The following is an 18,143-nucleotide window of genomic DNA, read 5'->3' on the forward strand; positions in this document are numbered from 1 at the left end:
GATAGCTAAAAGGGGCGAAAAGGCTTTTCTTTCCGCGGTACCACCCTTGTTTACGGCCTGTTAATCGGCCGTCTCATGGATATTTCTATCCGCTTTAGTAACGAGTGAATCAAGTTCACCCGGCCAAGTCCTACTGTCATTTCAGACTGGCACTCTGAGGCGAGTTCACCTTGTAAAGCTTCGCCGGTTCTCAGCTAACCCGGTTCTCTGTGGAAAACTTTATCAAGGCTACTTATCCTCATCTGCGCTTTTCATATTCAGCCTTCGGAACGGCTTTCCAGCTGTTCAAGAAGGTCGTTTGTTTTTCATTTTTTTAGAATCATACTGCGATGATTTTCGCTTGTGAAGCTTGCATTTATCTTTTGTTGAACTCATATTACGCCGCTTTGGACGCAGTGTCAACAGCATTTTTTAAAATTATTAGACAATTTTGATTAATCAATCTATATTGTATACGCTTTCATTATTGGTACAAAAGGAATTGCAAATGTTAAAAGTTTTTATAATTTTTTTATTAATCTATCAAGAATACACCAGAATTATTTAATTTTATATAAACATGGAAGATTTTATAACACGATATGGTTCGTATATGGATTGAGTCTGACAGATCATCTTGCAATCCATTTCAATTTCGGATAGGCACTTCTCTTGTTCCCTCGGCATACATTAATGATATCTTGCAAAGAAAAGGTGATACGATGAATAAATCATTTGCAGACATGCAAGGATTTCCTGCGGGCTTTCCAAGCTTCCCCAACTTTCCGCAGCAGTACTATCCTGCTGTCCCTCCCTTTTACCAGCAAAGCCAGCAGCCATTTGGAGGCTACGGATACGGACAGCCGTTCAGTCAGGCATACAGCCCGTTAACCACTCCCTCTGGAATGTACTCCTCATTCCCATACGCTTCAGGATTTTACGGACAGCAATTTTCAGGTGCAGGCTTTAGCGGCCATGGCGGCAGCTTAAGTGCTCCAGCGATACATGCCGGCGGATTCAGCGGGGCGCCAGGCGTACACGGAGGCTTTAGATATTAAAGAATACCACAAGGGCCGAACATCTATTGCGGTCCTTTTATTGTTTTAAAACGACTTCACAAGTACAGTCACATTTTCTGTCTTTATATTTGGAAACAGGATGGAATATGATTAAGATGAATTGAACGATATTCTGCACAATCCGTAAGTTTTCGAGGAGGAATAAAATTGCATATAAAAATAGACGATTTAACTGGACGTCAGGTGGTTTCACTGGTGAATGAGCATTTACATAGCATGACGCTTATGTCCCCGCCAGAAAGCATTCATGCCTTAGGTCTAGAAAAACTAAGAGGGCCTGAAATAACATTTTGGAGCGCATGGGAAGGTGATGAACTAGCTGGCTGCGGAGCGCTAAAAGAACTGGACACCCGGCATGGAGAAATCAAATCAATGCGAACATCTGCATCACATTTAAGAAAAGGCGTTGCCAAACAAGTTCTCCAGCACATCATTGAAGAAGCCGAGAAGCGAGGCTATGAGCGGTTAAGCTTAGAAACGGGTTCAATGGCTTCATTTGAGCCGGCAAGAAAATTGTATGAAAGCTTCGGTTTCCAGTATTGTGAACCGTTTGCAGACTACGGTGAAGATCCAAACAGTGTGTTTATGACGAAGAAATTGTGAGACGGCTTTATAAGGATAGATAAGTGCAGGGGAAGGTCTGTCTTATCTATCTTTTTTTATATTCACACATTTTTCACCTTTATGATACACGCCAATGTTTTCAATTTTGTTTAATTCAAAGAACAGCGGGAATTACAAACGACATGAACGATATCATGCAAATTCATAAAGGAGGAGATTGATATGAAAAGCATAGTTGGTGTATATGAAACTCCGCAGGAAACCATCGCAGCGATTGAAGGCTTACTTACAAAAGGCTATGATTCTGATGACATTTCTGTTGTGACAAGCCGGCGAGATACAGATTATTTGGAGTCACGTACAGGAACAGAAGTCAATCAAGCTATCGATGCACATCAGGACGAATCTGAATCTTTTTTCGATAAACTGAAAGATTATTTCACAATGGATGATACTGCTACACACAGCAAAGCATTATCCGACTTGGATATTAAAACTGATGAAATAGACAAGTATCAAGAAGATTTGGATGACGGAAAACTTCTGGTAGCCGTCGATACAGATGCAGATGTAATTGCTCCTATTGATAACGGCAATGCCCTTTCAGGCGGCTTTTCAAGCACAAATGAATTGGATTATACAACGAAAGAAGAAAAAACGATGCCGCTCCGGGAAGAACAGCTGAAGGTCGATAAGGAAGACGTTCAAACCGGCGAAGTAGAAATAGGAAAAGAAGTGAAAACAGAAAAAAGAGATATGGACATTCCGGTGAGACATGATGAAATTTATGTCGAACGCCGTCCAGTGGATGAAAATAAAACGGACGCTGCTCCCGTCAACGATTCGGAAGAGATCAGAGTTCCAATCGTTGAGGAAAAGCTGGAAGTGACTAAAAAACCGGTTGTCACTGATGAAGTGGTTGTCGGCAAACGCACTGTTGAAGAAAATGAACATATTTCTGAAACTGTGAAAAAAGAAGAACCTCGTCTGAATAAAGAAGGAAAAGTTGACGGCTTGGATGATGATCCGTTAAATAACAAATGAAAATCATAGACCGACAACAAAAAACCTCAAATCCTAAATGGATTTGAGGTTTTTCTTTTGGTACGTCCCAGGAGAGATTCGAACTCCCGACCGACGGCTTAGAAGGCCGTTGCTCTATCCAGCTGAGCTACTGGGACACGTTTTGTTTTTTTGTTTTTCGCTTTAACTATCAGCGACAAGATTTATTATATATGGGATGCAATAATAAGTCAACGGTTTTTTAGAATTTTTTTCATGAGGAAGAAAATTTTCTTCCTCATGACATTTTCATAGTGTGACTCGATTTTGCAGATCCTCAATTTCATTGCCTGCTTGGTCGTAAAAACGGACTGTCGCAGCATCATTTTCTAATGTCAGTATAGCATAGCTTTCTGTCCTGCGCACCCTCGGAAGCCGGATGCTGCCTGGGTTAATCATCAGTTTTCCGCGCAGCACTTCGCTTCCCGCGATGTGCGAATGCCCGAAGCAGATAACATCCGCCCCGAGCTCCTCTGCACGATAGTATACGTTTAACAAGGTCTGTTTTATACCGTGAAGGTGGCCGTGTGTGACTAGTATTTTTCTTGAGCCGGCAGTCAGAAGAAGCTCGTCCTTAAAATCGCCGGCAAAATCGCAATTGCCTTTTACAACCGCATAAGGCTCCAATGCAGGATGCCTCGTCTCAAGCTCAGAGTCCCCGCAATGAATCATGAGATCAACTTCTGCCTCATGCCGTTTCGCAATGGTTTGGAGTTCTTCTTCAAGCCCATGGCTGTCACTGATAATCAGCACGTTCATGTACAAGCTTCCTCCTTATGCCTCCAAAAGCTTAGACAGCTTTTTAAGCGCGTCAGCCCTATGGCTGATTTTATTTTTTTCATCACTTGTCAGTTCAGCCATCGTCTTATCTTTATCTTTCACGATAAAAATTGGGTCATAGCCAAAGCCATATTCTCCTCTCGGTTCTTCAGCAATATACCCTTCAACATGGCCTTCGACTGTTTTTGTTTCCTCTCCGGGAATACTCACGGCCAGTGCGCAGCGGAAACGGGCGGTGCGCTGTTCTTTTTCGATACCTTTCAGCTCGCTGAGCACTTTTTCGATATTTGCCTGGTCGTCTTTCTGTTCCCCTGCATAGCGGGCTGAATAAACCCCGGGTCTGCCGCCAAGATTATCGATGGATAGTCCGGAGTCATCCGCAATCACCATTTTGTTCACTGCTTTGGCAACAGCTTCCGCTTTCATAATGGCATTTTCTTCAAATGTATGGCCTGTTTCTTCAATTTCCTCTGTGAATCCAATTTCAGCTAAAGATTTGACATCATAGCCTCTTGGCTCAAGAATTTCTTTGAATTCCTTCACTTTTCCCGGATTATGTGTTGCAATAATTGCTTCTTTCATGATGATCAAGCCTTTCTGTCTTTATTTCAGTTCTGGCAGAGAATCACCCAGCACTTCTTTTTGCTTGTCAATCAGCTCTTGGATTCCTTTTTCCGCAAGACCCAGAAGACCGTTCAGATCCTCTCTAGAAAAAGTTGCCTCTTCCCCGGTTCCCTGCAATTCCACAAAACGGCCGCTGCCTGTCATGATGACATTCATGTCAACTTCAGCAGAGGAATCTTCTTCATAATTTAAATCTAACAAAATTCCCTGTTCCTTATCAATTCCAACAGAGATTGCAGCAAGAAAATCAGTGATCGGATTTGTCTTGATTGTTCCTGCTTTGATCAGCTTGCCAATCGCAATCGCCATAGCAAGAAATGCGCCTGTAATGGAAGCTGTTCTAGTTCCTCCATCAGCTTGAATGACATCACAGTCAATCCAAATCGTCCGTTCACCGAGCTTTTCCAGATCTACAACAGCTCGAAGCGCGCGGCCGATCAGGCGTTGGATCTCCATTGTTCTGCCGGAAATTTTCCCCTTAGAAGATTCTCTGATTGTTCTTTGGTTTGTTGCCCGCGGCAGCATGCTGTACTCTGCTGTAATCCAGCCTTTCCCTCCGCCCCGCAAAAACGGCGGTACGCGGTCCTCAACAGACGCGTTGCAGATTACCTTTGTATTTCCCGCTGTTATTAGAACAGAACCTTCCGGATGGCTGATAAAATCCAAATCGAATGTGATTGGACGCAGCTCATCGTGTTGTCTTCCGTCATGTCTCATGTTTTACCTCCGATTGTATGTACATAAACCATTTTTGTCCCGGAATTGAATAAAGAAAGAGGCAGCCGGAACGCTAACCTCTTTCTTCCTAGTATATCAAAAATCCCAATTTAAAAACTACCCGTATTCACTTGAGATGGTCTGGAGACCGGTTCTGTGAGCTTTTCGCCTTTTTCATTTACCAGCTCTGATTTTCCGTTCACTTTAACAGAGACGCTTTTTACATCCGGCTGCTCCGTTAACGTCAGCACAATGCTGTTCAGCACTTCTGAAGAAATCATTTTCGTCTTCTCATCGGCGCTGCCGAATATAGATTGATTGAAATCCAACGTCACGCGCCCGTCTTTGATTTTCGGTTTGCTGACCAGCTTTACATCTTCACTGAAGTCTGTTAACAGCCCGCTCACCTTGCTCGGCCCTTTAGCCAATTCATTAATGGCTGCTGTGATGTCGTCTTTTTCCGAATTGTCGATTCGTTTGGTCACCGGCACGTAGTATTCACTGTCTTCATTTTCCGCCAAATAGTAGACTGTCAGCGGATGGGTAGCAGTGAGATCATTTACACCGGCTGTTTCCAAATTAATGCCGTCTTTGCGGCTTAAATCATCTGAGATCGGCGTCCCTCCTACAGGCATCTCCTTCAGTTCATGCCCGTTTATTCTCAGCTTCACTTTATCTATCGAACTAAATTGCGTCAGCGTCCACGTCACAGATTGAACGATTTTCTGTTCGTCTTCTTTCTTATAATTTTTGAACTCATTAGAGAAATCAGCTATCGCCGTTCCATCTTTTTTGATGTCAACGTTAACGGTGGTGTCAGCCGGCAATACAGCTCTGAAGCCATTCGGAAGAATTTCAGACACAGGCCCGCCCTGTACGAGGTATTCAAGCGCCTGCTTAGCCGTGCTCTCACTTTTAGGAAGAGGCAGCGTTTGCGCAACAACATACCCGTTTTTATCAATGAGATAAAGCTCCCTCATAACAGTAGATGAGGCTTGATCCGCTTTTGCGGTATCGCTTTTTTCACTTTCTGTTTTTTTGGCTGCTGTTGTATTTGAATTGGCACCCGCTTCATCGTTCACGAATGTAACGTCTTGAGGCGGATCAATTTCCTCGGCTGCCTTATCAGATTGAAACAAACCGCATCCGGATAAAAGCAAGGCAGAGGTGAGACAAGTGGCACCAATGACTGCAGGTCCTTTTTTCAGCATACTTTTCCCTCCTAAGGATGTTTGTACTATTATGTATACGAGCCTCTTTAGGAAATAGACCGAAGAATTCCGGCAAAACAGAAAAAAACCCGCAACATACCGTTGCGGGGAAAACTATCTTTTAATCGGTTCTTGCAGTGAGATACATTCCACATGCCCGACTTCATGGCCAAACCAATCGTCTGCGATTTTTGCAAACTGATCACGCGCCCCTGTTGTCAGGAACTGATGATCCGGGGCAATCGGAGACTGGTTCAGCAGCCCTTTATAAGAGAGAATTGTGCTGACTTCCCGGGCTGTTTCATCGCCGGACGAAATAATGTTTACGTGCTCTCCCATATATCTTTGAATGGCTTCTTTTAAAATAGGGTAATGGGTGCAGCCTAAAATCAGCGAATCAATTGATGTGTCTTTTAACGGATACAGCGAGGTTTTAACAATCTCGTCTGCTGTTTTGTCGAGAAACTTCCCGCTTTCCACAAAAGGCACAAGCAGCGGGCAGGCAAGGTTTTCAACCTTCAAATCAGGGTTTAATGCCAAAAGCGCTTCTTCGTATGCATTGCTCTTAATCGTATTCTCTGTGCCGATGACACCGATATGCTGATTATCCGTCACTTTTATCGCTGCTCTCGCACCAGGCTGGATGACTCCGACCACCGGTATACCGACGCTGCGCTGGATGTCATCCAAAGCGATCGCTGTTGCTGTATTACAGGCGATCACGAGCATTTTGATGTGGTGGTTTTCGAGTAAATAATTCGTCAGCTCCCACGTATATTGAAGCACCTCTTCTTCAGGGCGCGGCCCGTAAGGACACCGTTTCGTATCCCCGACGTAGATAATATTTTCTTTAGGTAGCTGTCTCATGATTTCCTTCGCAACGGTTAAACCGCCAACCCCGGAATCAATGACTCCTATTGGTTGTTCCAACAAAATCGCCTCATTTTCTCTTCATTTCATGCTGCAGTTTCATCAAAGATTTTTCGAAGATGGCTATTTCTTCATCTGTAAACGATTCGAACATATCACGCAGATATTCCTGTCTTTTTGTAATGACCTCTTGGATAATCCGTTCTCCTTCAGGCAGCAGATGTATCCTGACAACACGTCTGTCCGCCGGGTCCTTGACCCGCTCAACAAGCTCATTTTTTTGCATGCGGTCGATTAAGTCCGTTGTCGTGCTGCATGCCAGATACATTTTGCCCGATAATTCACCGATTGTCATATCTCCTAATTCATAAAGCCATTGCAAGCCGACAAATTGCGGCGGCGTAATCGCATATTGGTTAAGGATTTCTCGTCCTTTTTGCTTAATGATCGCGGCAATGTGGCGGAGTGACTTTTCAATATCCGCAACATGCTCCAAAGGTTTTGATGTCATTTGTCCATCCCTCACTCAAGGATCTCTTACGCACAAAAGCGTTCCGTGTCTATTTTCCTTCTTTTTTGAAGAAAATGCAAGACTCGCAGGAGAGAAATAGAGGACTTTAGTCAAACAACATCAAGAAATAAAATTTAATTTATGACTTGCCTACGTTTTGCACAGCATTCCAAATATGGTTTCGAATGTTCCAAACAAACAGCAATAACCGGCTCCTTCCAAAAGAAGGAATACCGGCAAGGATTAAAGCTCTAGCTCACCCATTCTAAGAAGCTCAACAACGGCTTGCGAACGCCCTTTCACACCCAATTTCTGCATGGCATTTGAAATATGGTTTCGAACGGTTTTCTCACTGATAAATAGCTCGCTTGCAATCTCCTTTGTTGTCTTATCTTGAACGAGCAATTCGAACACTTCTCTTTCTCTTTTCGTTAGCAGCGGCTTCGATTGAAATTCTTTCTCCTTCAAGTATTGTAACCCTCCTTGCTAAGGTGAGAGCGAATCAGAAACGAATGGGTTTTGATATAGTCGAGATATCATATGTAAGAAGGGCGCAGGAGGTGACGTTTACAAGATAATTAGTTTATCGTGTATGAAGAAGCGTTTCTTTCTCCTCATCCGTCCAGCTGACAGCCTTGCCGCTTTCCTTTGAGACTTGAACCATCACGACTGCCCCGGTGAAGCAGGGTTCGCCTTCGAGGTTCTCTCCGAGATAGTGCAAGGTAAGAGATGAACTGCCGACTGCGCTTGTTTTCACATAGATGCGCAACTCTTCATAAGGCATGACTTGGCGCAAATAATCGCATTGCTGGCTTGCCACGACTGTCATGGTCTGTTTGTTTTCACTCATCATATTCAGCTTTTTAAAATAAGAAATCCGCACCTCCTCAAAATATATAAAAGGGGTTACATTATTCATATGCCCAAACATGTCTGTCTCGGAAAATCTTACGGATACCTTATTGAAAAAAGAAAAGGATGTTTTCCATTCTTGAAACGGCATATCAATATAAGCGGGAAGCTTCATCTTTTTTCATCTCCTTATTGTTTAAAAAAACCTCTCCCATGCGGAAGAGGTTTTTTCTTCTTATACTCTGTCGCTTCCGAAGAAATTGCGGAACGCTTGTAAGTTTGTATCTCTATTCAAGGCTGCAATCGAAGTGGTAAGCGGAATCCCCTTCGGACAGGATTGAACACAGTTTTGCGAGTTGCCGCAATCTGCAAGGCCGCCTTCATCCATTAATGCTTCTAATCGTTCAGATTTATTCATGGCGCCTGTCGGATGCGCGTTAAACAGGCGGACTTGCGACATCGGTGCAGGCCCCATGAACTTCGATTTGCTGTTCACATTCGGGCAAGCTTCGAGGCAGACGCCGCATGTCATGCATTTTGATAATTCATATGCCCATTGACGACGTTTTTCCGGCATTCTCGGCCCCGGTCCTAAATCGTACGTACCGTCAATCGGTATCCACGCTTTTACTTTTTTCAATGAATCAAACATTCTGCTGCGATCAACCTGCAAATCACGAACGACTGGGAATGTTTTCATTGGTTTTAAACGGATTGGCTGTTCAAGCTGGTCAATAAGCGCCGTACAAGACTGGCGGGGTTTTCCGTTTATAACCATTGAACATGCGCCGCATACTTCCTCAAGACAGTTCATATCCCATGTGACAGGGGTTGTCTTCTCACCTTTGACATTAACCGGATTCCGGCGGATTTCCATCAGAGCGGAAATGACGTTCAGATTCGGGCGGTATGGAATCTCAAATTCTTCATCATAAGGCGTGCTGTCAGCTGTATCTTGACGTGTGATAATAAATCGTATGGTTTTTTGTTCACTCATGATTATTTCGCCACCTTCTTCTTCGAGTAATCCCGTTTCCGAGGCGTTATCAGTGATACATCGACATCCTGATACTCAAATTCCGGCGCTTCATACGGGCTTACATGTTTAGCCATTGTTGTTTTGAGCCATTCATCATCATTACGTTCAGGATAATCCGGTTTATAATGGGCGCCCCGGCTTTCATTACGGTTGTATGCGCCAAGGGTAATCACCCTCGCAAGCTGAAGCATGTTCGAGAACTGGCGTGTGAACATCGCTCCCTGGTTGCTCCATTTTGTCGTGTCATTGATGTTGATCTTTTTGAAGCGCTCCATTAACTCCTGAATTTTGTCATCCGTTTTCAAAAGCTTGTCATTATGGCGGACAACCGTTACGTTCGCCGTCATCCACTCACCGAGCTCTTTGTGAAGAACATAGGCATTTTCGGTTCCGTCCATACTCATAATATCAGCCCATTTTTCTTCTTCTTTCTTAACGTGAGCGTCGAATAAAGATGAAGACATGTCTTCCGCTGAAGATTCTAAGCCGTTTACATATTTCACCGCATTCGGACCGGCCACCATGCCTCCGTAAATCGCAGACAGCAGGGAGTTCGCTCCCAAGCGGTTGCCGCCGTGCATAGAATAATCACATTCCCCAGCCGCAAACAGTCCAGGGATATTTGTCATTTGATCGTAATCCACCCATAAACCGCCCATAGAATAATGGACCGCCGGGAAGATTTTCATTGGAAGCTTACGCGGGTCGTCTCCCATGAATTTCTCATAAATCTCAATGATGCCGCCAAGCTTAATATCAAGCTCTTTCGGATCTTTATGAGACAGATCGAGATATACCATGTTTTCACCGTTAATACCGAGCTTCTGGTTCACACACACATCAAATATTTCGCGTGTCGCAATATCACGCGGCACCAGGTTTCCGTATGCCGGATATTTTTCCTCCAGGAAATACCATGGTTTGCCGTCTTTATATGTCCACACGCGCCCGCCTTCACCACGCGCTGATTCACTCATCAGTCTTAGTTTGTCATCGCCCGGTATGGCTGTCGGGTGGATTTGAATGAATTCTCCGTTTGCATAATACGCTCCCTGCTGATAAACGATTGACGCAGCAGATCCTGTATTAATCATGGAGTTCGTTGATTTTCCAAAGATGATTCCCGGTCCGCCCGTCGCCATAATGACAGCGTCTGAACGGAAGGATTCAATTTGCATGTTTGTCAGGTTTTGTGCAACAATTCCGCGGCAGGTTCTGTCATCATCTAAAACAGCGCCAAGGAATTCCCAGCCTTCGTATTTTGTGACCAGACCCGCAACTTCGTATCTGCGCACTTGCTCGTCCAGTGCGTAAAGCAGCTGCTGTCCCGTCGTCGCACCAGCATAAGCAGTTCTGTGGTGCTGTGTACCCCCGAATCGGCGGAAATCAAGCAGGCCTTCAGGCGTCCGGTTAAACATGACGCCCATCCGGTCTAATAAGTGGATGATCGAAGGCGCCGCTTCACACATCGCCTTGACCGGCGGCTGGTTGGCAAGAAAGTCTCCCCCGTATACCGTGTCATCAAAATGTTCCCACGGAGAGTCACCTTCCCCTTTTGTATTGACCGCTCCGTTTATGCCGCCTTGCGCACAAACTGAATGAGAACGTTTGACAGGAACGATGGAAAACAATTTAACCGCCATTCCTGATTCCGCTGCTTTAATTGTCGCCATGAGGCCGGCAAGACCCCCGCCGACTACGATAATGCTTGATTGACTCATGATAGCCCCTCTCCCTCTAGTAATCTAGTACTCTTAAACAAATGCAAAAATCGCTTTTAAGCCTACGTATGACAGTGCAACAAAAATAATCAGCGTAACGTATGTCGAAATTCTTTGAGAACGAGGCGTTACCGTGATGCCCCATGTAACAGCGAAAGACCATAAACCGTTCGAGAAGTGGAAAATTGTTGATAAAACACCGACAATGTAAAAACCAAGCATAGCCGGAGAGCTCAAAATATTCGCCATCATGTCGAAATTGACCTCAGCACCCATTTGTGCGGCAATGCGGGTTTCCCACACGTGCCAGCTGACGAAAATGAGGGTGATGATACCGGTTACACGCTGCAGGACGAATAGCCAGTTTCTCATGTAGCTGTATTGACCGGCGTTATTTTTCGCAGTAAACGCTATGTACACACCATAAACTGCATGATAAATTAATGGTAAGAAGATAATAAAAATTTCCAAGGCATACCTGAAAGGCAGGCTATCCATAAAATGAGCAGCGCTATTGAATGCTTCAGCGCCCCTTGCGGCAAACTGGTTGACGACTAAATGCTGAATAAGAAAGATGCCGACCGGTATGACGCCAAGCAAGGAATGCAATCTTCGAAAATAAAACTCTCTGTTCCCAGACATTACTTTACCCCCTGTTTGATAAGTGCGAAATGTGCTAAATCTCTTCCCCCACTTCTTTCAATTGTAAGCACTTTATTAAGATTTATTGACAATTTCATTTTACTCCTCCCTCAAAAGGGCGTCAAGAAAACGCGTACATAAATTATAATTTTCCGAATTGATTAGTTGATTGAAAAATTTTATTTTATCAATATATATTTCTTGCTTAATTTTTCATAAGAATTACAGGATCATTCTGTAATCCTCCCCCCTGTTTGAGCTATAATATACGCAGGAGAGAGGGGAGACAGATATGAAGTCTAAATTTGAAGCATCTATTGACAACCTAAAAGAAATTGAAATGAACGCTTATGCCTACGAACTAATACGAGAGATCGTTCTCCCAGATATGCTTGGCCAAGATTACTCTTCCATGATGTATTGGGCAGGAAAACATCTCGCCCGTAAGTTTCCTCTTGAATCATGGGAGGAATTTCCGGCCTTCTTTGAAGAAGCGGGCTGGGGAACCCTCACCAACGTAAGCGCTAAAAAACAGGAGCTTGAATTTGAACTTGAAGGGCCGATCATTTCCAACCGGCTTAAGCATCAGAAAGAACCTTGCTTTCAGCTGGAGGCTGGTTTTATCGCTGAACAAATTCAATTGATGAATGATCAGATTGCCGAATCATATGAACAAGTGAAAAAGAGAGCCGATAAAGTGGTTCTGACTGTGAAATGGGATATGAAAGACCCAGTGTAATCAAAAAGGCGGTGACTGCATAGTCCCGCCTTTTTGATTGTCATTACACAGCTGAAGGGTGTTTTGAAAGCTCAAATGCATCGTGAAGCGACTCGACTGCTTTCACCATGTCATTTTCGCTTACGACTGTTGACACTTTGATTTCAGATGTGCTGACCATTTTGATTAAAATGTTTTTTTGCGCCAGTACAGCAAACATTTCAGCCGCTACACCGGGATTTGAGACCATGCCGGATCCAACAATAGATACTTTAGCCAATTTGCTTTCTGTCTCGATTTTCTCAAATTCCAGCGCGTCTTTATACTCTTCAAGCACCGCAACGGTTTGGTCTGCATCTTCTGTTTTGACAGAGAAGGAAATTCCAGTCTTGTCCTCGGCCTGCGTTTGGATAATGATATCCACGTTTATGTTTCTTTTGGCAAGTGTTGTAAAAATAGTAGACAAAGTTGTCAGGCCGCTAGTCAGCCCGTAAATGGTTACTCTTGTGATTTGATCTTCAAATGCAATGCCTCTGACAATTAAATTCTGTTCCATGGATGATTCCTCCTCAATTAATGTTCCCGCTTCGGTTTCTGTACTTGAACGCACTTCTAACGGCACTTGGTAATTTTTCGCGAACTCAACTGCTCTCGGATGAAGAACACCGGCGCCTAAATTGGCAAGCTCAAGCATTTCATCGTATGAGATGCCCTCAAGTTTTCTCGCTGATTTCACATAGCGCGGATCGGTTGTAAACACGCCTGGCACGTCTGTGTATATGTCACATTTATCAGCTTTTAAAGCGGCAGCCAAAGCAACTGCTGTTGTATCTGAACCGCCCCGGCCCAATGTCGTAATTTCACAATCCTCTGTCATGCCTTGGAATCCTGCAACAATGACAATTTTTCCTTTTTCAAGCTGGTCTGCTAAAACCGAAGTGTCGATATCTGTAATTCTGGCGTTTCCGTGAATGGCCTCCGTACGGATTCCCGCCTGCCAGCCAGTATAAGACACAGCGTCATAGCCTTTTTCCTGCAATGCCATTGAAAGGAGTGAAATCGTGACCTGCTCGCCTGTCGCCAGCAGCATATCCATTTCGCGTTTGCTCGGCTGGTCAGAAATAGCTTTTGCAAGGCTGACCAATTCGTCAGTGGATTTTCCCATTGCTGAAACGACGACAACGACTTGATGGCCTTTCTGTTTTTCTGCAATTGCGCGGTTTGCCGCATTTTGAATTTTTTCGACTGAGCCGACGGAAGTGCCTCCGAATTTTTGTACAATAAGACCCATGTATTACCACCCTTTACATTTTGGTTCGTGCGGGTGAGGAGAAAGAGCGCTTTGTCCACAATAAAAAAAGCAATGAGAGGAATACTCTCATTGCTTATCAATTAATCATCATAAATGATTATGAACAACGAGATAGCCCTCCAAGAAAATGATTTCTTGACAGCCTTACATTTATTCAATGCACGGCCAGCAAATAATACCGATGGGGTTTTATTTGCTTCGGCGACGCTCCCCTTTCAGCCTTTTTCACAGAATCCATCTTTCTCCAAAGGCATACTCTTGAAGTTCGCACCTCTATCTTCACCATATAACACGATCTAACTATGAAATTAGTTCACATTTTATCAGATCTTATTTAAAAGGACAACATTATTTTTGCAATTTGTCGTAAAGGAGCTGAGCCGCCGCTGCGGGAACACCGGCTTTTTTGATGTCCTCAAGGCTTGCTTCCTTCATTTTTTTAACGGAACCGAAATGCTTTAACAGCATTTTCTTTCTTTTCTCTCCGATACCCGGGATGTCGTCCAAAACGGATTGAAACGCGCTTTTTCCCCGGATTTGCCTGTGAAAACTGATTGCAAAACGGTGCACCTCGTCCTGAATGCGCTGCAGGAGGTAAAATTCCTGGCTGTTTCGTTCCAGATACGCCACCTCCAGCGGATCACCGATCAGTAAATTTGAGGTTCTGTGTTTTTCATCTTTCGCTAAACCGGCGATCGGGATATCCAAGCCGAGTTCATTTTCAATGACATCCCTTGCTGCGTTGATCTGCCCTTTTCCTCCGTCAATGATAATCAGATCGGGCAGCGGCAGATTCTCACGAAGCACTCTCGTATAGCGTCTTCTGACAACCTCTCTCATAGAACCGTAATCATCCGGCCCTGTAACAGTTTTGATTTTATATTTGCGGTATTCCTTTTTGTATGGTTTGCCATCGATAAACACAATCATCGCGGAAACCGGGTTTGTCCCCTGTATATTTGAGTTATCAAACGCTTCAATTCTGTGCGGCGTATAAATATTTAATGCCTCACCTAGTTTCTGCACTGCCCCGATTGAACGCTCCTCGTCCCGTTCGATTAAAGAGAATTTTTCTTTCAATGCGATTTTCGCATTTTTATGGGCAAGCATGAGCAGTTCTTTTTTCGGGCCTTTTTTCGGCTGGTGAACGTTTGTTTCCAGTAGCTGCTCGATCATAGATTGATCTATGCTGTCCGGAACTAAAATCTCCTTCGGAAGGAAGTGGTTGTTTTTTGAATAGAACTGCCCGATGAACGTGAGGAACTCTTCATCTGCTTCCTGATAAAGCGGGAACATGCTGACATCGCGTTCAATGAGCTTTCCTTGGCGGATGAAAAAGACCTGCACGCACATCCAGCCCTTATCGTACGCGTACGCGAACACATCACGGTCGACTAGATCGTTCATCGTCATTTTTTGTTTTTCCATCGTTGATTCAATATGGGCAATTTGGTCACGAAGCTCTTTTGCTCGTTCAAACTCAAGATTCTCAGCAGCTTCATGCATTTTCTCTTCAAGCTCTTTTTTGACCTCATTATAGCCGCCCCTTAAGAAACGTGTAATGCTTTCAACCAGCTCTCTGTTCGTCTCTTCGGAAATATCCTTTACACACGGAGCAAGGCATTGGCCCAGATGATAGTAAAGGCACACTCTGTCCGGGAGCTTGGAGCATTTTCTGAGAGGATACAGACGGTCGAGCAGTTTTTTTGTTTCCCTTGCTGCCTGTACATTCGGATACGGCCCGAAATAGCGCCCTTTGTCTTTTTTGACATTGCGGGTGACAATCAGCCTTGGGTGGCGTTCATGGGTGAGTTTTATGAAAGGATAGGTTTTGTCGTCTTTGAGCATGACGTTGTATTTCGGATCATGCTTTTTGATCAGATTCATTTCTAAAATAAGCGCTTCAAGATTGGAGGACGTCACAATATATTCAAAATCCTCGATTTCCGTCACAAGCCTTTGGGTTTTCGCGTCGTGAGAACCGGTGAAGTAGGAGCGCACTCTGTTTTTCAGCACTTTTGCTTTCCCTACGTAGATCACAGTCTGCTGCCGGTCCTTCATGAGATAACAACCCGGTTGATCAGGAAGGAGGGCGAGTTTTTCTTTCAGTTGTTTGTTCATATGTTACCCTTCCTTATGTTTAATCCTTTATTTCCAGTTTAACACGAACGTTTGTTTTTCTCTATGGTTCACAATTGGCGAATAAAAAAAGCGATCCCTCAATCGGAATCGCTCTGGCATGTAAGCAGCGGAAAATTAAAGATGTTTGTTTACAAGCTCTTGAAGCGCTTCTTTTGGTTTGAAGCCGACTGAAGTTTCAACTACTTCGCCGTCTTTTAACACAAGAAGAGTCGGGATGCTCATAACGCCGTATTTTCCGGCAGTTTCTTGGTTTTCGTCTACATCGATTTTTACGATTTTCAGTTTGTCTCCCATTTCTTGATCCAATTCTTCAAGAACAGGTGCAATCATTTTACAAGGTCCGCACCAAGGAGCCCAGAAGTCTGCCAGTACGACGCCTTCGCTTGTTTCAGCTGAGAAAGATTGATCAGTTGCTTTTACGATAGCCATTATTGAATTCCTCCAATGTGAAATGATGATTTTTAGTATAGCATCTCCCATTCGTTCACGCTATTTTAATGCTTACAAATTATTTTTTCCTGATCACAGCCGGTTTACTCATTTTTATATGGTTGAATGGGATATGCTCTTTTTTTAAAACACAAATCTGATAATGGCCCCGATCACTACAATTGCCCCAATAATCATTAAAATGGTACGAAGCATAAGATCACATCTCCTCTTCACTGTCATGTACTTTACCATGCCCTGCCGGAGCTGTTTTAAAACCTGAAAAAGAGCGCCGGCATGAAGCTCCGGCGCTCTTGCGCGATTAAGAATCAGCACGCAGCGTAAGTAAGACGACTGACATTGGCGGGAGTTTTACTTTCAGTTTGTTTTTGCTGAGCGTGTATTGTCTGAAGGATTCCGGTTTGACATGATGAGGATCGTCAAACGTGTTATGCGCATTCATTTTTTCTGCCGTAAGAATGACTCCGGAATGGTCCGCTGCCTTGTGTAGGCCCCTCAGCTCGATTTCCGCCTCTGCTTTGTTTTGGTGATCGATGTTGCAAATTGTGATATTGATATCGCCTTCAGCTTGTTTCGACGCTGAAATGCTGATTTGCGGAAGCGTTTCACCGTTCCATTCATAGTCGGCAGACATTGTCTCTGTGGCTAAAAGAGAAGCGTCCTGGTGCACCTTAAACATATTGAATACATGGTACGTCGGTGTCAAAAGCATCCGCTCTCCCTCAGTCAAAATCATCGCTTGAAGAACATTTACTGTTTGGGCGATGTTGGCCATTTGCACCCGGCGGCAATGCTGATGGAAAATGTGGAAATGAGAAGCCGCCACCAGTGCATCACGAATGGTGTTTTGCTGATATAAGAAACCGGGATTCGTGCCTGGCTCGGGATCAAACCACGTGCCCCATTCATCAATAATCAGCCCGACCCGCTGCTCCGGATCGTACCGGTCCATAATCGTGCCGTGTTTTTGAATCAATTCATCGATGTATTTGGCTTTTTTCATCGTAATAAACCATTCATCTTCCGTGAATTCTGTGGCTGATCCTTTGCCCTTCCAGAAATCCCCCGGAATCGTGTAATAATGAAGACTCAACCCGTCCATCAGGCCAGCGGCTTTTTTCATAAGCACGTCCGTCCAATTAAAATCATCCACATTTGCGCCGCCTGCAATTTTATAAATGTCATTCCCGCTGTAATTGCGGACATAAGTCTGAAAACGCCGGTACAGATCTGCGTAGTATTCGGGATGCATGTTGCCGCCGCAGCCCCAGTTTTCATTGCCCACGCCGAAATATTTCAGCTTCCAAGGCTCTTCTCTTCCATTTTGCTTTCTCCAGTCTGACATCGGCGTGCCTTCTTCAAATGTCATATACTCAATCCACTCCGACATTTCCTGAACGGTTCCGCTTCCGACATTGCCGCAAATATATGGCTCGCATTCAAGCAGCTCGCAAAGCATCATAAATTCATGCGTTCCGAATTCATTTGATTCAATTGTACCGCCCCAGTGAGTGTTCAGCATTGTCTTACGGTCACCGACACCGTTTGCCCAATGGTATTCGTCCGCAAAACACCCGCCCGGCCACCTAAGGACAGGAATGTGCAGCTGTTTGAGCGCCTCCAGCACGTCCTTTCGTATCCCGTTGATATTGGGGATGTCTGAGTCCGTTCCGACCCAGATCCCCTCATAAATCCCTCTTCCTAAATGCTCAGCAAAATGACCGTATATATTTTTGTTAATGGTTCCTTTTGCGATATCTGTTTGAATCACTGCTTGATGTTCAGACATGCCTCTGATCATTCCTTTCATACGGATATGAAAAGCACCACAGTCAAATATGTGATCTGTCGTTTGCCTGAGGAGTCAGCA

At 44.3% G+C, this 18,143-nt stretch carries 20 protein-coding genes, 1 tRNA gene, 2 other RNA genes, 1 pseudogene and 1 other annotated feature; of the genes and pseudogenes, 4 read left to right on the forward strand and 20 right to left on the reverse strand.

From position 1 onward, the window contains the following. Nucleotides 1-7 precede the first annotated feature (7 nt). An RNA gene (gene tboILV, locus BSU_misc_RNA_45) (T-box controlling synthesis of branched chain amino acids) lies at nucleotides 8-254 on the reverse strand. A gap of 447 nt (nucleotides 255-701) precedes the next feature. Here tboILV and cotQ point away from each other — a divergent pair. From cotQ to ysnF, 3 genes are all read left to right on the forward strand, one after another. Beyond that, nucleotides 702-1,037 (forward strand): inner spore coat protein, encoded by a 336-nt coding sequence (gene cotQ, locus BSU_28320; protein NP_390710.1) that lies wholly within the window; start codon nucleotides 702-704, stop codon nucleotides 1,035-1,037. Nucleotides 1,038-1,205: 168 nt separating this feature from the next. Further along, on the forward strand, nucleotides 1,206-1,661 hold the full coding sequence (ysnE, locus tag BSU_28330; protein ID NP_390711.1) for a putative indole acetic acid N-acetyltransferase: 456 nt from the start codon (nucleotides 1,206-1,208) through the stop codon (nucleotides 1,659-1,661). Nucleotides 1,662-1,844: 183 nt separating this feature from the next. Next, nucleotides 1,845-2,666 carry a putative stress response protein gene (ysnF, locus tag BSU_28340; protein NP_390712.3) on the forward strand — a complete coding sequence of 274 codons (822 nt, stop codon included), beginning with the start codon at nucleotides 1,845-1,847 and terminating at the stop codon, nucleotides 2,664-2,666. Between the two features lie 63 nt (nucleotides 2,667-2,729). Here ysnF and trnSL-Arg2 read toward each other — a convergent pair. The 12 genes from trnSL-Arg2 to sdhC form a co-directional block, all read right to left on the reverse strand. After that, nucleotides 2,730-2,803: transfer RNA gene (gene trnSL-Arg2 / locus BSU_tRNA_84), tRNA-Arg, on the reverse strand. Nucleotides 2,804-2,933: 130 nt separating this feature from the next. Next, nucleotides 2,934-3,443: a putative phosphoesterase gene (ysnB, locus tag BSU_28350; RefSeq protein ID NP_390713.2), complete on the reverse strand. Its 510-nt coding sequence runs from the start codon at nucleotides 3,441-3,443 to the stop codon at nucleotides 2,934-2,936. A 15-nt stretch (nucleotides 3,444-3,458) separates the two neighbouring features. Continuing rightward, entirely contained in the window at nucleotides 3,459-4,055 is a 597-nt protein-coding gene (gene rdgB / locus BSU_28360; RefSeq protein NP_390714.1) for a deoxyinosine/deoxyxanthosine triphosphate pyrophosphatase, promiscuous (subunit A), read from the reverse strand. Nucleotides 4,056-4,067: 12 nt separating this feature from the next. After that, the gene (gene rph / locus BSU_28370; protein ID NP_390715.1) at nucleotides 4,068-4,805 is read right to left on the reverse strand and encodes a ribonuclease PH; all 738 of its coding nucleotides are present in this window, start codon (nucleotides 4,803-4,805) and stop codon (nucleotides 4,068-4,070) included. Between the two features lie 110 nt (nucleotides 4,806-4,915). Then, on the reverse strand, nucleotides 4,916-6,016 hold the full coding sequence (gene gerM / locus BSU_28380) for a germination (cortex hydrolysis) and sporulation (stage II, multiple polar septa) lytic enzyme (RefSeq protein ID NP_390716.1): 1,101 nt from the start codon (nucleotides 6,014-6,016) through the stop codon (nucleotides 4,916-4,918). A 114-nt stretch (nucleotides 6,017-6,130) separates the two neighbouring features. Continuing rightward, on the reverse strand, nucleotides 6,131-6,949 hold the full coding sequence (rcmE, locus tag BSU_28390; RefSeq protein NP_390717.2) for a glutamate racemase: 819 nt from the start codon (nucleotides 6,947-6,949) through the stop codon (nucleotides 6,131-6,133). A 7-nt stretch (nucleotides 6,950-6,956) separates the two neighbouring features. Further along, the gene (ysmB, locus tag BSU_28400) at nucleotides 6,957-7,397 is read right to left on the reverse strand and encodes a putative transcriptional regulator (mother cell's gene expression during sporulation) (protein NP_390718.1); all 441 of its coding nucleotides are present in this window, start codon (nucleotides 7,395-7,397) and stop codon (nucleotides 6,957-6,959) included. Between the two features lie 243 nt (nucleotides 7,398-7,640). Then, nucleotides 7,641-7,865: a transcriptional regulator required for the expression of late spore coat genes gene (gerE, locus tag BSU_28410; RefSeq protein ID NP_390719.2), complete on the reverse strand. Its 225-nt coding sequence runs from the start codon at nucleotides 7,863-7,865 to the stop codon at nucleotides 7,641-7,643. A 115-nt stretch (nucleotides 7,866-7,980) separates the two neighbouring features. Then, nucleotides 7,981-8,424 carry a hypothetical protein gene (gene ysmA, locus BSU_28420; RefSeq protein ID NP_390720.1) on the reverse strand — a complete coding sequence of 148 codons (444 nt, stop codon included), beginning with the start codon at nucleotides 8,422-8,424 and terminating at the stop codon, nucleotides 7,981-7,983. Nucleotides 8,425-8,484: 60 nt separating this feature from the next. After that, nucleotides 8,485-9,246: a succinate dehydrogenase (iron-sulfur protein) gene (sdhB, locus tag BSU_28430; protein ID NP_390721.1), complete on the reverse strand. Its 762-nt coding sequence runs from the start codon at nucleotides 9,244-9,246 to the stop codon at nucleotides 8,485-8,487. Nucleotides 9,247-9,248: 2 nt separating this feature from the next. Then, on the reverse strand, nucleotides 9,249-11,009 hold the full coding sequence (gene sdhA, locus BSU_28440) for a succinate dehydrogenase (flavoprotein subunit) (RefSeq protein ID NP_390722.2): 1,761 nt from the start codon (nucleotides 11,007-11,009) through the stop codon (nucleotides 9,249-9,251). 33 nt (nucleotides 11,010-11,042) lie between these two features. Continuing rightward, nucleotides 11,043-11,651, reverse strand: coding sequence for a succinate dehydrogenase (cytochrome b558 subunit) (sdhC, locus tag BSU_28450; protein NP_390723.1), 609 nt, complete (start codon nucleotides 11,649-11,651; stop codon nucleotides 11,043-11,045). A gap of 292 nt (nucleotides 11,652-11,943) precedes the next feature. On the opposite strand from sdhC, the gene yslB reads away from it, so the two are divergent. After that, entirely contained in the window at nucleotides 11,944-12,390 is a 447-nt protein-coding gene (gene yslB, locus BSU_28460; RefSeq protein ID NP_390724.1) for a hypothetical protein, read from the forward strand. 43 nt (nucleotides 12,391-12,433) lie between these two features. Further along, the gene (lysCB, locus tag BSU_28475) at nucleotides 12,434-12,925 is read right to left on the reverse strand and encodes an aspartokinase II beta subunit (aa 246->408) (RefSeq protein ID YP_009513994.1); all 492 of its coding nucleotides are present in this window, start codon (nucleotides 12,923-12,925) and stop codon (nucleotides 12,434-12,436) included. Further along, the gene (gene lysCA / locus BSU_28470) at nucleotides 12,434-13,660 is read right to left on the reverse strand and encodes an aspartokinase II alpha subunit (aa 1->408) (protein NP_390725.1); all 1,227 of its coding nucleotides are present in this window, start codon (nucleotides 13,658-13,660) and stop codon (nucleotides 12,434-12,436) included. Before lysCA ends, lysCB begins: the two co-directional genes overlap by 492 nt. A gap of 125 nt (nucleotides 13,661-13,785) precedes the next feature. After that, nucleotides 13,786-13,965, reverse strand: an RNA gene (gene kswC, locus BSU_misc_RNA_46) — lysine riboswitch. Between the two features lie 64 nt (nucleotides 13,966-14,029). After that, on the reverse strand, nucleotides 14,030-15,802 hold the full coding sequence (gene uvrC / locus BSU_28490; protein NP_390727.2) for an excinuclease ABC (subunit C): 1,773 nt from the start codon (nucleotides 15,800-15,802) through the stop codon (nucleotides 14,030-14,032). Between the two features lie 135 nt (nucleotides 15,803-15,937). Continuing rightward, nucleotides 15,938-16,252 carry a thioredoxin gene (gene trxA, locus BSU_28500; RefSeq protein ID NP_390728.1) on the reverse strand — a complete coding sequence of 105 codons (315 nt, stop codon included), beginning with the start codon at nucleotides 16,250-16,252 and terminating at the stop codon, nucleotides 15,938-15,940. Between the two features lie 144 nt (nucleotides 16,253-16,396). Beyond that, nucleotides 16,397-16,507, reverse strand: a sequence feature (Evidence 5: Unknown function). Next, nucleotides 16,397-16,507: pseudogene (locus tag BSU_28509) on the reverse strand. (Overlaps the previous feature by 111 nt.) A gap of 67 nt (nucleotides 16,508-16,574) precedes the next feature. Then, complete coding sequence (gene abfB, locus BSU_28510) at nucleotides 16,575-18,062, reverse strand: exo-alpha-L-arabinofuranosidase (protein ID NP_390729.2); 1,488 nt, start codon at nucleotides 18,060-18,062, stop codon at nucleotides 16,575-16,577. Nucleotides 18,063-18,143 lie beyond the last annotated feature (81 nt).

The organism is Bacillus subtilis subsp. subtilis str. 168 (assembly GCF_000009045.1).
GTDB lineage: Bacteria > Bacillota > Bacilli > Bacillales > Bacillaceae > Bacillus > Bacillus subtilis.

Bases quoted from the DNA above. Each gene is read 5' to 3' on its own strand.
- cotQ (NP_390710.1), top strand. From the start codon at position 702: ATGAATAAATCATTTGCAGACATGCAAGGATTTCCTGCGGGCTTTCCA.
- ysnF (NP_390712.3), top strand. From the start codon at position 1,845: ATGAAAAGCATAGTTGGTGTATATGAAACTCCGCAGGAAACCATCGCA.
- ysnB (NP_390713.2), bottom strand. From the start codon at position 3,443: ATGAACGTGCTGATTATCAGTGACAGCCATGGGCTTGAAGAAGAACTC.
- rph (NP_390715.1), bottom strand. From the start codon at position 4,805: ATGAGACATGACGGAAGACAACACGATGAGCTGCGTCCAATCACATTC.
- gerM (NP_390716.1), bottom strand. From the start codon at position 6,016: ATGCTGAAAAAAGGACCTGCAGTCATTGGTGCCACTTGTCTCACCTCT.
- ysmB (NP_390718.1), bottom strand. From the start codon at position 7,397: ATGACATCAAAACCTTTGGAGCATGTTGCGGATATTGAAAAGTCACTC.
- ysmA (NP_390720.1), bottom strand. From the start codon at position 8,424: ATGAAGCTTCCCGCTTATATTGATATGCCGTTTCAAGAATGGAAAACA.
- sdhB (NP_390721.1), bottom strand. From the start codon at position 9,246: ATGAGTGAACAAAAAACCATACGATTTATTATCACACGTCAAGATACA.
- sdhA (NP_390722.2), bottom strand. From the start codon at position 11,009: ATGAGTCAATCAAGCATTATCGTAGTCGGCGGGGGTCTTGCCGGCCTC.
- sdhC (NP_390723.1), bottom strand. From the start codon at position 11,651: ATGTCTGGGAACAGAGAGTTTTATTTTCGAAGATTGCATTCCTTGCTT.
- yslB (NP_390724.1), top strand. From the start codon at position 11,944: ATGAAGTCTAAATTTGAAGCATCTATTGACAACCTAAAAGAAATTGAA.
- lysCB (YP_009513994.1), bottom strand. From the start codon at position 12,925: ATGGAACAGAATTTAATTGTCAGAGGCATTGCATTTGAAGATCAAATC.
- lysCA (NP_390725.1), bottom strand. From the start codon at position 13,660: ATGGGTCTTATTGTACAAAAATTCGGAGGCACTTCCGTCGGCTCAGTC.
- uvrC (NP_390727.2), bottom strand. From the start codon at position 15,802: ATGAACAAACAACTGAAAGAAAAACTCGCCCTCCTTCCTGATCAACCG.
- trxA (NP_390728.1), bottom strand. From the start codon at position 16,252: ATGGCTATCGTAAAAGCAACTGATCAATCTTTCTCAGCTGAAACAAGC.
- abfB (NP_390729.2), bottom strand. From the start codon at position 18,062: ATGTCTGAACATCAAGCAGTGATTCAAACAGATATCGCAAAAGGAACC.